Source organism: Mesorhizobium sp. 43Arga (assembly GCF_053714255.1).
On record NZ_JBSKBO010000002.1, the window covers coordinates 560,899 to 573,324 of the forward strand.

The following is a 12,426-nucleotide window of genomic DNA, read 5'->3' on the forward strand; positions in this document are numbered from 1 at the left end:
GTCGCGCCGCCCCTTTGTCCTAGCGGTTGCGCTATTTCGCCGGCTCGATCTGGCCGCGGATCTCGCCATCCTTGTTGGCGGCGGTGTGAACATTGACATAATAATTGCCGGCGGCCAGGTCGGCGGCCTGCGCATCCGTCAGCGTTGCCGACCCCTTGATCGGACTCTTGAGCTTGCCTTTGAACGGGATGACGGGAGCGGCGTTCGCACCCATCGCCGCTGGGCCGTGAATATGCGCTGCCGTGGCCGGTCCGCTGAGGCCGGAATATTTGACGTCCCAGCTGAGCTTCTTCTTGGTGGTGTCGAAGGTGAGCGTGGCGGTGCCTTTGCCCTTGGTGGTGACGGGCGGGTTTTGCTGGCCGCCATCGAGCGTCGCCTTGTACTTCACCACCTCGGCCATTGCTGGCGAAGCGAGCAGAAAGGCGGTCGAAACGGCCAGGGCCGAAAGCACCGGCAGGAAAGAATATGTGCGCATGAAGAACCTCCGATTGGCTGTCGCATGCATCGCTGCTCCCCCGGCGCGCGCATACCTCAACTGCAACGGCCGGGCCTCGCAATGTTTCCCTGAACACGGTTTTGTGATCGGAAGCAAAAAAGGGCGATCGCTCGCCCCTTTCGGCGTCCCCAGAGGGCCGTCAGGCCGACGCCAGCGCCTGCGTCAGGTCGGCGATCAGATCGTCCGGATGCTCGACGCCGATCGACAGCCTGACCGTGGTCTCCAGCACACCGATGCGTTGGCGCACGTCGAAGGGAATGCCGGAATGGGTCATGGCCGCCGGATGGCTGGCGAGCGATTCCGTACCGCCGAGGCTTACCGCCAGCTTAAAGATCTGCAGGGCGTTAAGAAACGCGAATGCCGCCTTCTCTCCGCCCTTGATGTCGAAGGAGAAGGTCGAGCCGGCACCGCTGCATTGCCTCACATAGGCGCGCCCCGCCGGCGTGTCCTGCCCGAGGAACGGCAGGTAATGCACCTTCTCGACCTTGGCATGATCGCGCAGGAATTCGGCGACAAGGCGCGCATTGTCGTTGGCCCGCTCCATGCGGATCGACAGCGTCTCCAGCGAACGGCCGAGCATCCAGCAGGAATGCGGGTCGAGCTGCGTGCCGATCGCGCCGCGCAGCGCCTTGATCGGCTTGGTGACGGCCTTGCTGCCCATGGCAGCGCCCGCGATCAGGTCGGAATGGCCGCCGACATATTTGGTCAGCGAGTAGACGGAGACATCGGCGCCATGTTCGATCGGCCGCTGGAACACCGGACCGAGCAGCGTGTTGTCACAGACGATGATCGGCGTCGACCCTTGGCTCGCGCCAATCTCGTCGGCGATCGTCCGCATCAGCGCGATATCGACCAGGCTGTTGGTCGGATTGGACGGCGTCTCGATCAGGATGACCGAGACTCGGCCCTTCGCCGCTGCGGCACCGGCGGCTGCCCGAACCGCCTTCTCGTCGACGCCATCGGCGAAGCCGACGGCACCGATACCGAAGCCGGACAGCGTGCGCGTCAACAGCGTCTCGGTGCCGCCATAGAGCGGCTGCGAATGCAGGATGACGTCGCCCGGACGGGCACAGGCGAGCAGTGTTGTCGCGATCGCCGACATGCCTGATGAAAACAGGATGCAGGCATCCGTGCCCTCATAGATCGCCAGCCGGTCCTCGACGATCTCGCTGTTGGGATGGTTGAACCGCGAATAGACGAGACCCGATGCCGTGCCGCTCGGCGGCTCCTTGCGGCCGGACGTGTAGTCGAAGAAGTCGCGCCCCTCTTCCGCCGATTTGAACACGAAGGTCGAGGTCAGGAACACCGGCGGCTTGACCGCGCCTTCCGAAAGCTGCGGATCGAAACCATAGCTCAGCATCAGCGTCTCCGGATGGAGCTTGTGGTTGCCGATATGGGTTTTCGACGGGCGTGGCGCGGTCATGGCTTTTCCTGCTTTTTCGAGAGATATCCCGCCGCAATTTATGCGATCTAGATTGGCCAGTCCTTGCTATTTTCGGCCGTGCATGTCTGCTTGCCGGCAAGGAATTGCCTCAAGAGAGAAAAAATGCAGCAGAAGATAGCCGACGATTTCGACCTACGGATTCTGCGCGAATTGCGAGCCGACGCCCGCATCACCAACAACGAGCTCGCCGAGCGCATCGGCCTGTCGCCGTCGCCATGCCTGAGGCGGGTGCGGCGGTTGGAGGAGACAGGCGTCATCAGGGGTTACACGACGCTTGTCGATCCCGCCGCCTTCGGCTGGAGCATGGTCGCCATCGCCACCATCCGGCTCAGCCGGCAGAACGAGGATGAGATCGTCATGTTCGAAGAGGCGATCCGCGGCTGGGAAGAGGTGCTGGAATGCCACCTCGTCACCGGTTCACGCGACTATGTGCTGAAGGTGGTGACCGGCAGCCTCGAACAATACGAGCGCTTCATCAAGGAAAAGATCGCGCGGCTGAAATGCGTCGCCTCGATCGAGACCAGCTTCGTCATGAACACCATAAAGGAACGGCGCCTCTGACTTCTGGCCAGGGGCGCCGTTTTCGAGACGTTGATCGCTGACTGGGCTTACTTCATAGCCCAGGCTTAAGGCCTACTTGATCGCCTTGTCGGTGATCGCGGTCGTGTAGGCGCCTTTCGGCTCCTTGGTGATGATCTTCTGGTCGAGCAGCGCCTTGGCGGTGCGCTCATAGGTCGCCGGATCGAGCTTGCCGTCGGCATTGTCGATCAGCTTGGCGACCTCGCTCATCATCCGCTTCTGGTGGTTCTCGTCCTGGCCGCCGCCATCCATGACGATGCCTGCCGCTTCGTCATTGTTCTCGACGGCGTATTTCCAGCCCTTCATCGAAGCGCGCACGAAACGCACCATCTTGTCGGCGAAGGCCGGATCCTTGAGCTTGTCTTCCGAGGCATAGAGCCCGTCCTCGAGCAGGTCGTTGCCCATCGCCGAGTAGTTGAACACGGTCAGCTGTTCCGGCTTGTAGCCGGCGTCGATCAGTTGCCAGTACTCGTTGTAGGTCATGACCGAGATACAGTCCGCTTGCTTCTGGATCAGCGGCTGCACGTCAAAGCTCTGCTTGAGCACGGTGACACCGTCCTTGCCGCCATCGGTCTTGAGGCCGAGCTTGTTCATCCAGGCATAGAACGGATATTCATTGCCGAAGAACCAGACGCCCAGCGTATGACCCTTGAAGTCGGCTTCGGTCTTGATCGGCCCGTCCTTCGGGCAGACCAGTTCCATGCCGGCCTTCTTGAACGGCTGGGCGATGTTGACCAGCGGCACACCCTTTTCGCGCGCGGCGAGCGCGCCGCCCATCCAGTCGACGATGACGTCGGCGCCGCCACCGGCGATCACCTGCTCGGGGGCGATGTCGGGACCGCCGGGCTTGATATCGACGTCGAGGCCTTCTGCTTCATAGAAACCCTTGGCCTTGGCGACATAGTAGCCGGCAAACTGGGCCTGCGTGACCCATTTCAGCTGCAACGTCACCTTGTCGGCGGCCATTGCCTGGAAAGCGGCCAGCGACATCGCGCCGGCCAGAACGGGAATAATCAGTTTTTTCATTCTTTTACCCTCTGAAGTTAGCACCCTTAAACCCACCGCCCCTATCCACCACGGACAGAGGGATGCCAAAACGTGACGGCTCTTTCGACAAGAGCGACCACGCCATAAAAGACCGAACCCGCAAGTGCTGCAACTGCGATTTCGGCCCAGACCATGTCGATGTTCATCCGCCCGACCTCGGTCGAGATGCGGAAGCCCATGCCGACGACGGGCGTGCCGAAGAACTCGGCGACGATGGCGCCGATCAGCGCCAGCGTCGAGTTGATCTTCAGCGCGTTGAAGATGAAGGGAGCCGCTGCCGGCAACCTGAGCTTGATCAGCGTCGCCCAGTACCCCGACGCATAAGTGCGCATCAGGTCGCGCTCCATATGGCCTGATGCGGCGAGCCCGGCGACGGTGTTCACCAGCATCGGGAAGAACGTCATGATGATGACGACCGCCGCCTTGGACTGCCAGTCGAAGCCGAACCACATGACCATGATCGGCGCCACGCCGATGATCGGGAGCGCCGAAACCATGTTGCCGATCGGCAGGAGCCCGCGCCGCAGGAACGGCACGCGGTCGGCGAGGATCGCGGTGATGAAGCCGGCGCCGCTGCCCACGACATAGCCGAAGAGCACCGCCTTGAAGATGGTCTGCCGGACATCGGCGCCGAGCACCGGCAACGAACCGGCGATGCGCGCGCCGATGGCACTTGGCGGCGGCAACAGGATGAAGGGGATGCCGGCGCCGCGCGTCACCGCTTCCCAGAGGATCAGGATCCAGGCGCCGAAAATGGCCGGGATGATCAGGCGTAGCGCGTTCCTAGCCGAACTCGCCATCGGTCGAAGCCCCGACAGCACCGCCACGCAGCGCCAGCCAAGCAGCCATGCAGCCGTGAGCAGCAGGAAGTACGGTGCCAATGCCGTGCCCTCGAACCCCGCAATGCCCGAGATCAGCAGCCAGGCAACGAGATGGGCGCCGACGAACAGCACGCCGGCCTCCGCAAGCGACGGGATTCTGATCATCGAGACCAGCGCCGCCACGATCGCCAGGCCGAACATCAAGCCCTTGGTTCCGAGGTAGGGATAGTTGATGCTGGCGGTCGGGTCCGCGAGCGCTGCCGCTTCCGGCCTAGACACCGCGCCGAGCGCGATTGCGATCACGCACAACACGATCGCCAGCACGGCTTGCCAGGAGGGTTTCAGCCAGTTCATGCTGGCCTCCCGCCCATGGCGCGGTCGACGATTTGCCCGGCTATGCCGACGACCATGACCAAGAGTGCCGCCACGATGGAACCCGCGACCAGCGCCGACCAGATGTCGATGGACTGGCTGTAATAGGCGCCGGCGAGCAGCTTGGCGCCGATGCCGGCGACAGCACCTGTCGGCAATTCGCCGACGATGGCGCCGACCAGGCTTGCCGCCACCGCCACCTTCATGGAGGTGAACAGGAACGGCACCGAGGCCGGCACGCGCAATTTCCAGAAGGTCTGCGAGGGGCTGGCATTGTAGGTGTGCATCAGGTCGAGATGCATGATTTCGGGCGAGCGCAGCCCCTTCACCATGCCCACCGTCACCGGGAAGAACGACAGATAGGTCGAGATCATCGCCTTCGGGATCAGCCCGGTGATGCCGATCGCCGCCAGCACCACGATGATCATCGGCGCCACCGCCAGGATCGGAATGGTCTGCGAGGCGATGATCCACGGCATCAGGCTGCGGTCGAGCGTCGCCACATGCACGATACCGACGGCGATAATGATGCCGAGCGCGGTGCCGAAGGCAAAGCCGAGCAGCGTCGACGACAGGGTCACCCAGGCATTGTAGACGAGGCTGCGGCTCGAGGTGATGGGCCGCAGGAAAGTGTTTTCGAAGAAATTCACCGCCACCTGGTGCGGCGCCGGCAGCGTCGGCTTCGGCTGCGCCAGCGTCTTGCCGATGAACTCGACGGCGCCGGGGGTTTCGTTGGCCCGGCTGTCGAGATCGCGCTGGAACGGCGCGTTGAGGATGACGGCGAAGACGTACCAGAGCACGACGACGCCGGCGAGGATGGAGGTTACGGGGACGAGTTTGGAGCGGAAGCTATCCATCTAGCGCTGCCCTTCTCCTCTCCCCGCCGGGGAGAGGGTGGGCGAAGCGAAGGCCGGGTGAGGGGGAGTCTATCTGCCCCTCAAGCACCGCTAATATTGTATCCAGAACCGCCCGCCGTTCCGCCAGAACCTCGTGATTCCAGAAGCGAAGAACAGAATAACCATGGCTATTCAGCCAAGTTGTTCTACTTTCATCAGTCGGGGACTCGGCATGTTGGCTGCCATCAATTTCAACGATCAAGCTCTTCTCGCGGCAGAGAAAGTCGGCGAAGAACGGCCCGAGTGGCACTTGCCTGACAAACTTGTAGCCGTTGAGGTGACGGCCCCTTAACTCACCCCAAAGCCGATATTCGGCCTTTGTTTCGTCGAAGCCCAGCTCTCGGGCACGAGCGGTTGCCCCGGCCTTCCTCTTGGTTGGATGCGTCGGTGCCGCCCCCTCACCCGACCTCCGCTTCGCTCCGGCCACCCTCTCCCCGGTGGGGAGATTCTCGTCCTGCCCCCGCTCAATCATCATAGCTGTGCCCTGCCCGCAACCCATCACGCACGCGCGCGGCGATCGCCAGGAACTCCGGCGTCTCGCGGATATCGAGCGGCCGCTCCTTCGGCAGCGTCGATTCGATGATGTCGCTGACCCGGCCCGGGCGCGGCGACATGACGACGATGCGCGTCGACAGATACACGGCTTCCGGAATGGAGTGGGTGACGAAGCAGATGGTCTTGTTGGTGCGCGCCCATAGCTGCAGCAATTGCTCGTTGAGGTGGTCGCGAACGATCTCGTCTAGCGCGCCGAACGGTTCGTCCATCAGCAGCAGATCGGCGTCGAAGGCCAGTGCACGCGCGATCGAGGCGCGCTGCTGCATGCCGCCGGACAATTGCCAGGGGTATTTCTTCTCGAAGCCCGACAGGTTGACGAGATCGAGCGTGCGCTTGATGCGCTCCGCCTGCTCGGCCTTCGACAGTCCCATGATTTCCAGCGGCAGCGCGACATTGCGTTCGATGGTGCGCCACGGAAACAAAGCGGCGGCCTGGAAGACATAGCCATAGGCGCGTTTCTCGCGTGCCTGCTCCGCGGTCATGCCGTTGACCGAGATCGTGCCCGATGTCGGTTTCTCCAGATCGGCGATGACGCGCAGCAGCGTGGTCTTGCCGCAGCCCGACGGCCCGATGAAGGAGACGAACTCCCCCTTGCCGATGGTCAGGTCGACATTGGACAGCGCCTGGACGGGGCCGTCATTGGTCTGGAAGGTGAGGCCAAGTTTGCTTGCCGCGACGACGGCTGGCGAAATCCCTGTCATCGGCCGCTGCCTGCCTGTTCCCGCCAAAGGGGCGCCGGCCGGAATCCGATTGCTTTTATCGCGATGTTGTTTTCCACTTACCCTGTCCCATTTGGCCCTGTCCCACTGAGCCTGTCCCACTCAAATCGACGCCCGGAGTTCCCCGATGTCGCCCAAACCCACTTGTCATCTTATCCGCCCTGAAAGCACTTATGAAGGCAAGCAGGGGTTGACCTATTTCGCCGGCATCGCCACGGAGTCGGTCGGCTCCTCCGGCATCTGCATGCACGTGCTCACCATGCCGCCCGGCGCGCGCGCCAAGGCGCATCTGCACGAGAACCATGAAACGGCGATCTATGTGCTCTCCGGCGAAGTCCATACCTGGTATGGCGACCGGCTCGAGCACCACATCGTCGTCAAGGCCGGCGACCTCTTCTACATCCCGGCCGGCGTGCCGCATCTGCCGGCCAATCTGAGCAACGCCCCGTCCTCGGCCGTCATCGCGCGCACCGATCCCAACGAACAGGAAAGCGTCGTCCTGCTGCCGGAACTGGATGCGCTGGTCGCCTGAGGTCGACGCGAAGACTCCTGCCGTCATTTGCACCGAGAGACTTCGCCCATGACGGTGCCGTCCTCGTCGGCGATCACCAGTTTCTTGGCGTTCTTCGGGCTCTTCTTGATGGTGAACTGGCCGGGCGTCTCACCCTCCTCGCCTTCCGCCTGGCAGCTGGCCTTCGCCACCAGCGAGCCGTCGGCCTGGACCTTCTTGTCGGTGAAAGTGCAGGCGCTCGCCACGGTGACGAATGCTTCGCTGGTCAGAAGCAGCATGTCCTCGGCATAGACTTGCTGGCCGTTCTTGTTGATGCAGCCGGATTTGTTGCCGTAGGGCTTGCTGAGGTCGATGCCGGCCGCCGACGCCTGGCTGGCGGCCAGAACCAGAACAGCCGCGAAAAGAAGTCCCCCGCGCCGCATATCAGACACCCGTCGCCGGAATGCCAGTGCGCTCCACCTTGCGCGGCGCGGTGATCTCTTTCCACGTCGACAGCGCCCGGTTGACCGCCGCGTTCGGCTCACGGCCAACGAACTGTCCGTGGCCGGGCTTGGCCTTCACTTCAGATTCCTCGATCGAAAGCTCGCCGCGCGAAAAGACGAAGCGTGGCAGGCCGGTCACCTCGACGCCTTCGAAGACGTTGTAGTCGATCACCGACTGCTGCTTCTTCGAGGTGATGGTTTTCTTGCGCTTCGGATCCCAGACGATGATGTCGGCGTCGGCGCCTTCGACGATGGCGCCTTTCTTCGGATACATGTTGAGGATTTTTGCGATGTTGGTCGAGGTCACCGCGACGAACTCGTTCATCGTCAGCCGCCCGGTGTTGACGCCCTTGGTCCACAGCACCGGCAAACGGTCTTCGAGGCCGCCGGTGCCGTTGGGGATCTTGGTGAAATCGCCAACGCCGAAGCGCTTCTGCTTGGTGGTGAAGGCACAATGGTCGGTCGCCACCACTTGCAGCGACCCGGCCTGCAGCCCGGCCCACAGCGAATCCTGGTGCAATTTGTTGCGGAAAGGCGGGCTCATTACCCGGCGCGCCGCATGGTCCCAGTCCTTGTCGAAATACTCGCTCTCGTCCAGCGTCAGGTGCTGGATCAGCGGCTCGCCGAACACCCGCATGCCCTTCTGCCGCGCCCGGCGGATCGCCTCGTGGCTCTGCTCGCAGGAGACATGCACGACATAGAGCGGCACGCCGGCCATGTCGGCGATCATGATGGCGCGATTGGTCGCCTCGCCTTCCACTTCCGGCGGGCGCGAATAGGCATGGCCTTCCGGACCGTTGTTGCCGGCGGCGAGCAGTTTCTGCGACAAGGCCGCGACCACGTCGCCATTCTCGGCATGCACCAGTGGCAGCGCGCCAAGATCGGCGCAGCGCTGGAACGACGCATACATCTCGTCGTCATCCACCATCAGCGCGCCCTTGTAGGCCATGAAGTGCTTGAACGAGGTGATGCCCTTGTCGACGACGGTGGCCATCTCGTCGAACACCTGCTTGCCCCACCAGGTGACGGCCATATGGAAGGAATAGTCGCAGGCAGCCTTGGACGTCTTGTTGTCCCACATCTGCAGGGCCTCCAACAGCGATTGCTGCGGTGCCGGCAGGCAGAAATCAACCACCATCGTCGTGCCGCCGGCAAGGGCCGCTCGCGTGCCGGATTCGAAATCGTCGGCCGAATAGGTGCCCATGAACGGCATTTCGAGATGGGTGTGCGGGTCGATGCCGCCCGGCATGACATAGCAGCCGGTGGCGTCGTACTCGTGGTCGCCATGCAGGTCCGAGCCGATGGCGACGATCTTGCCGTGGCTGAACAGCACGTCGGCCTTCCAGCTGCGGTCGGCGGTGACGACGGTGCCGTTCTTGATGACTTTGGTCATTGTCTTGTTCCCCTATTCTTACACCTTGTAGCCAGGCTTTTGCAGCGTCATCTGGCTCCATAAGGATTTGCGGCCATGAACTGGGCTCTATGTTCATTTACCGCCTCGACCTTCCGATCGAAACCTTCCAAAACCTCGTTCAAGCGAAACCAAAGATCGGGATGCGTCGCCCAGAACGCGGCGGGAATTTTTAGACACATCGAAATCAAATCCCCGTCATAGAAATCACCATGCACCAACGGATCCATTTCAATCAGGTCAATTGCCTTCTCGACGAGAAATTCCAGTCCGATCTTTTGACCGATAAGGAGCCGCAACTGCTCAGTCGAAAGTTGCCCCAAGGGTGTGTCGAGCGCGGCCTCGCATCTTTCTACCAGCAACGAAGGATAAGACGATTTTGTTTGGGACCAACCGATCAGGACCCTTAGCTTTCGATCCTCGTCAAGGTTGCCTCTCGGCTTCACGCCACGATTCCTGCCGTCTCAACAACCGCGTGGAACAGGACGTCGGCGCCGGCCGAAGCCCATTCCTTGGTGATTTCCTCGGCCTCGTTGTGTGACAACCCGTCGACGCAGGGGCACATCACCATGGCGGTCGGCGCGACGCGGTTGATCCAGCAGGCGTCGTGGCCGGCACCCGAGACGATGTTGCGGTGCGTATAGCCAAGGCGATCGGCGGCATCGCGGATGGCCTTGACGCAACCCGCATCAAAGGTGACGGGATCGAAATGGCCGACCTGCTCGACCTTGTACTGGATGTCGAGCGCATCGCAGATCGTGTCGATGCCTTCGCGGATGCGGCCGTCCATCGCATCCAGCACTTCCTTCTCGGGCGAGCGGATGTCGATAGTGAAGACGGTGCGGCCGGCGATGATGTTGCGCGAGTTGGGATAGGCTTCCATATGGCCTACAGCGCCAACCGCGTCCGGCTGGTAATCCATGGCGATCTCATGCACCAGTTCGATTACCCGGGCCATGCCGAGACCGGCATTGCGGCGCTTGGGCATCGGCGTCGAGCCGGTATGGGCTTCCTTGCCGGTCAGCGTCACCTGCAGCCATTTCAGGCCCTGGCCATGGGTGACGACGCCGATGTCGATGTCCTCGTCCTCGAGGATCGGGCCCTGCTCGATATGCAGTTCGAAAAAGGCGTGGATCTTGCGATCGCCGACCTTCTCGGTGCCCTTCCAGCCGATGCGCTCCAGCTCCTCGCCGAATTTCTTGCCGTTCTTGTCTGTGTGCTCGTAGACGTCGGCCTGCTCGAGCACGCCGGCGAACACGCCCGACGCCATCATCGCCGGGGCAAAGCGCGCGCCTTCCTCGTTGGTCCAGTTGGTGACGACGATCGGATGTTTCGTCTTGATGCCGAGATCGTTGAGCGAGCGCACGATCTCCAGGCCGCCTAGGACGCCAAGCACGCCATCATATTTGCCGCCGGTCGGCTGGGTGTCGAGATGGCTGCCGACATAGACCGGCGGCAGGCTGGGATCGGTGCCTTCGCGGCGGGCAAACATCGTGCCCATCTCGTCGACGCCCATTTCGAGCCCGGCGGCATCGCACCAGCGCTTGAACAGATGCCGGCCCTCGCCGTCCTCGTCGGTCACTGTCTGGCGGTTATTGCCGCCGGCAATGCCGGGGCCGATCTTCGCCATCTCCATCAGTGAATCCCACAAACGGTCTGAATTGATTCGCAGATTCTCGCCGGGTGCGGCCATTCAAGGTCCTTCCATTTCATTCAAAACCGGACGGCGGTTCCCAACGCCGTCCGATTATAGACTAGGCTAGTCGATCGACCGCAGCACTTCACGCACATGGTCGATCAGTTCGTTGATCTGGCCCTTGGTGATGATCAGCGGCGGCGACAGCGCGATGATGTCGCCGGTGGTGCGGATCAGAGCGCCGCGCTCGAACGCCTTGACGAAGGCCGAGAAGGCACGCTTGGTCGGGCTGCCGGCGATCGGCGCCAGTTCGATCGCGCCGATCAGGCCGATATTCCTGATGTCGATGACATGCGGCTCGCCCTTCAGCGAATGCAGCGCGTCCTCCCAATAGGGCGCCAGTTCCTCGCCACGGGTGAGCAGGCCTTCTTCCTTGTAGGTGTCGAGCGTGCCCAGGGCCGCCGCGCAGGCGATCGGATTGCCCGAATAGGTGTAGCCGTGGAAGAACTCGATCATGTGCTCGGGGCCGGTCATGAAGGCGTCGTGGATTTCCTTCTTCACGAACACCGCGCCCATGGGGATGACGCCGTTGGAGACGCCCTTGGCGGTGGTCATGATATCGGGCGTGACGCCGAAATAGTCGGCCGCGAACGGCGCGCCGAGACGGCCGAAGCCGGTGATGACCTCGTCGAAGATCAAAAGGATGCCGTGCTTGGTGCAGATTTCGCGCAGTCTCTCGAGATAGCCCTTGGGCGGCAGGATGACGCCGGTGGAGCCGGCGACAGGCTCGACGATGACCGCTGCGATGGTCGAGGCGTCATGCAGGGCAACGATGCGCTCCAGCTCGTTGGCGAGCTCCGCGCCATATTCCGGCACGCCTTTGGAGAAAGCGTTCTTTTCCGGCAGATGCGTGTGCGGCATGTGGTCGACGCCGCCGAGCAGCGTGCCGAACATCTTGCGGTTGGTGACGATGCCGCCGACCGAGATGCCGCCGAAATTGACGCCGTGATAGCCGCGCTCGCGGCCGATGAGACGGGTGCGCGAGCCCTCGCCCTTCACCCTGTGATAGGCAATCGCCATCTTCAGCGCGGTCTCGACCGATTCCGAACCGGAATTGGTGAAGAACACATGGTCCATGCCCTTGGGCGCGATGTCGACCAGGCGGTTGGCCAGCTCGAACACGATCGGATGGCCCATCTGGAAGGCCGGCGCGTAGTCGAGTTCGGCGGCCTGATGCTGGATCGCCTCGGTGATCTTCGGCCGGCAGTGGCCGGCATTGACGCACCACAGACCTGCGGTGCCGTCGAGCACCTTGCGGCCATCGCTGGTGGTGTAATGCATGTCCTTGGCGGACACGAACATGCGTGGCGCCTGCTTGAACTGCCGGTTTGCCGTGAACGGCATCCAGAATGCGCTGAGATCGTTCGGCGTGACTTTCAGCCGGTTGGACATGACCA

14 protein-coding genes are annotated in these 12,426 nt (G+C 62.5%); 2 read left to right on the forward strand and 12 right to left on the reverse strand.

The annotated features are described in order from the left end of the window. Window positions 1-31 precede the first annotated feature (31 nt). The gene (locus tag ACWGS8_RS09185; RefSeq protein WP_454580619.1) at window positions 32-475 is read right to left on the reverse strand and encodes a CHRD domain-containing protein; all 444 of its coding nucleotides are present in this window, start codon (window positions 473-475) and stop codon (window positions 32-34) included. Between the two features lie 160 nt (window positions 476-635). Further along, window positions 636-1,919, reverse strand: a complete 1,284-nt coding sequence (locus ACWGS8_RS09190) for a cystathionine gamma-synthase family protein (RefSeq protein WP_454580620.1) — start codon at window positions 1,917-1,919, stop codon at window positions 636-638. A 123-nt stretch (window positions 1,920-2,042) separates the two neighbouring features. Between ACWGS8_RS09190 and ACWGS8_RS09195 the strand changes: the two genes are divergently transcribed. Continuing rightward, entirely contained in the window at window positions 2,043-2,501 is a 459-nt protein-coding gene (locus tag ACWGS8_RS09195; RefSeq protein ID WP_056571969.1) for an Lrp/AsnC family transcriptional regulator, read from the forward strand. Window positions 2,502-2,573: 72 nt separating this feature from the next. Here ACWGS8_RS09195 and ACWGS8_RS09200 read toward each other — a convergent pair whose 3' ends face one another. The 5 genes from ACWGS8_RS09200 to ACWGS8_RS09220 are packed head-to-tail and all read right to left on the reverse strand — an operon-like array spanning window position 2,574 to window position 6,911. Beyond that, the gene (locus ACWGS8_RS09200) at window positions 2,574-3,545 is read right to left on the reverse strand and encodes an ABC transporter substrate-binding protein (protein WP_454580621.1); all 972 of its coding nucleotides are present in this window, start codon (window positions 3,543-3,545) and stop codon (window positions 2,574-2,576) included. 41 nt (window positions 3,546-3,586) lie between these two features. Beyond that, complete coding sequence (locus tag ACWGS8_RS09205; RefSeq protein WP_454580622.1) at window positions 3,587-4,741, reverse strand: ABC transporter permease; 1,155 nt, start codon at window positions 4,739-4,741, stop codon at window positions 3,587-3,589. After that, window positions 4,738-5,616, reverse strand: coding sequence for an ABC transporter permease (locus ACWGS8_RS09210; protein ID WP_454580623.1), 879 nt, complete (start codon window positions 5,614-5,616; stop codon window positions 4,738-4,740). Before ACWGS8_RS09210 ends, ACWGS8_RS09205 begins: the two co-directional genes overlap by 4 nt. Continuing rightward, window positions 5,609-6,154: an endonuclease domain-containing protein gene (locus tag ACWGS8_RS09215; protein ID WP_454580624.1), complete on the reverse strand. Its 546-nt coding sequence runs from the start codon at window positions 6,152-6,154 to the stop codon at window positions 5,609-5,611. The genes ACWGS8_RS09210 and ACWGS8_RS09215 overlap by 8 nt, the downstream gene beginning before the upstream one ends. Continuing rightward, window positions 6,120-6,911, reverse strand: a complete 792-nt coding sequence (locus tag ACWGS8_RS09220) for an ABC transporter ATP-binding protein (RefSeq protein WP_454580625.1) — start codon at window positions 6,909-6,911, stop codon at window positions 6,120-6,122. Before ACWGS8_RS09220 ends, ACWGS8_RS09215 begins: the two co-directional genes overlap by 35 nt. A gap of 145 nt (window positions 6,912-7,056) precedes the next feature. On the opposite strand from ACWGS8_RS09220, the gene ACWGS8_RS09225 reads away from it, so the two are divergent. Further along, window positions 7,057-7,461 (forward strand): cupin domain-containing protein, encoded by a 405-nt coding sequence (locus tag ACWGS8_RS09225; RefSeq protein ID WP_015317160.1) that lies wholly within the window; start codon window positions 7,057-7,059, stop codon window positions 7,459-7,461. Between the two features lie 23 nt (window positions 7,462-7,484). On the opposite strand, the gene ACWGS8_RS09230 is transcribed toward ACWGS8_RS09225, so the two are convergent. The 5 genes from ACWGS8_RS09230 to ACWGS8_RS09250 form a co-directional block, all read right to left on the reverse strand. After that, window positions 7,485-7,862 (reverse strand): hypothetical protein, encoded by a 378-nt coding sequence (locus tag ACWGS8_RS09230; RefSeq protein WP_454580626.1) that lies wholly within the window; start codon window positions 7,860-7,862, stop codon window positions 7,485-7,487. Window position 7,863: 1 nt separating this feature from the next. Next, a complete protein-coding gene (hydA, locus tag ACWGS8_RS09235; RefSeq protein WP_454580627.1) occupies window positions 7,864-9,315 on the reverse strand; it encodes a dihydropyrimidinase in 1,452 nt (483 codons plus the stop codon). 47 nt (window positions 9,316-9,362) lie between these two features. Beyond that, entirely contained in the window at window positions 9,363-9,779 is a 417-nt protein-coding gene (locus ACWGS8_RS09240; protein WP_454580628.1) for a contact-dependent growth inhibition system immunity protein, read from the reverse strand. After that, on the reverse strand, window positions 9,776-11,026 hold the full coding sequence (locus tag ACWGS8_RS09245) for a Zn-dependent hydrolase (protein ID WP_454580629.1): 1,251 nt from the start codon (window positions 11,024-11,026) through the stop codon (window positions 9,776-9,778). Before ACWGS8_RS09245 ends, ACWGS8_RS09240 begins: the two co-directional genes overlap by 4 nt. Window positions 11,027-11,092: 66 nt before the next feature. After that, complete coding sequence (locus ACWGS8_RS09250; protein ID WP_454580630.1) at window positions 11,093-12,421, reverse strand: aminotransferase class III-fold pyridoxal phosphate-dependent enzyme; 1,329 nt, start codon at window positions 12,419-12,421, stop codon at window positions 11,093-11,095. Between the last annotated feature and the right edge of the window lie 5 nt (window positions 12,422-12,426).